The following is a 1,157-nucleotide window of genomic DNA, read 5'->3' as shown; positions in this document are numbered from 1 at the left end:
GGCAAGCTCTTTGACAAGCCTATCCGATGACCTGGCAGCTAGAGTGGAGACATCCAGCCCCGGGGTGGTGCGGGTAGAGGCCAGACGGCGGCTGCACGCTAGCGGTGTTATTTGGTCGTCCGAGGGTATTATCGTCACGGCACGGGAAGCTGACTGGCAGGCGCTGCCAGAATCTTTCCAGGCGTTATTCGACCGCCTCACGGTGCCTCTTTTCACGAATGAGGAGATGGCCCCCCTCTGTCGCAGCATGCTCGGCTTCTCCGGACTGGGCCATGACAAGACGGCCGTGAAACTGCTGGTCGATTTTGCCGAGGGCTCTCCAATCTATGTCTGGTCGCTCATCCGGGAGCTAATGCACTCCGGTATCCGGACGCTATCGAAGACATACATTCGGGAGCATGCCACCAAGGGCATGGCCAACTACGTCTCAATGCTACTCCAGCGCCTGCTGAAGGACGGAAAGGAGTTCCGTCCAGGTGGCCTGCATTCACTTACCTGTATGGTATTCCTGACGGAATATCTGGATGAGCGGCAGTGCCACGACCTGTATTTCAGGACCGCTGCAGAAGTACTTGCTGAACACACCGAGGAAGAATTCAACGATTCCCTCCACATGGTCACGTTCAACCATGTCATGGCCTATCTTTCGGGCGAAGGGGCAGTGGTTCGTTTCCCACACGATACTTGGGTTGATGTACTGAGAGGCGCAGGCAGCCTGAATCCGTTCCGAGCCGAAATTCAGACCATCCACAGTGCTTTCGAAGATACAGGGGTCTTCAAGGAAATAATGAGAGAAACTGTCGTGGAGACATGGACCATTCTGGCTGCACGCTACCGCCGGAATCAGGCCCGGAACCGCGACTCATTTCTCGCACTGGCCGATACCCTGCTGCGCAATTTCACCCTCGGGGACCTCCAGAAGCTAGAAGTGGACATTGACCTGATGCGGGAGGTGGCGTCTGCCCACTCCCATCTGCCGCTGGCGGCGATGCTAGTCTCCAAGCTTCAGGCCGCGCAACCATCGCAGGTCACGAACGTAATCAATATTCAGGACTCGGTTATATCACGCTCCAATGTAGTAGGTTGATACCGAGTTATACCCTAATTCAGGCAGCAACACGTGCCACGCGGTGTCAATGGGCGCCGTATTGAGTATT

General features: G+C 56.0%; 1 protein-coding gene. It reads left to right on the top strand.

Annotated elements, in window-relative coordinates:
* Positions 1 to 1,087: hypothetical protein (locus QGG57_06825; protein ID MDP7007877.1), on the top strand; the 1,087-nt coding region annotated here is incomplete at its 5' end.
* Positions 1,088 to 1,157: the final 70 nt, after the last annotated feature.

This window comes from Candidatus Poseidoniia archaeon (genome assembly GCA_030748895.1).
GTDB lineage: Archaea > Thermoplasmatota > Poseidoniia > MGIII > CG-Epi1 > UBA8886.
This window is presented reverse-complemented; position numbering and strand designations above follow the sequence as displayed.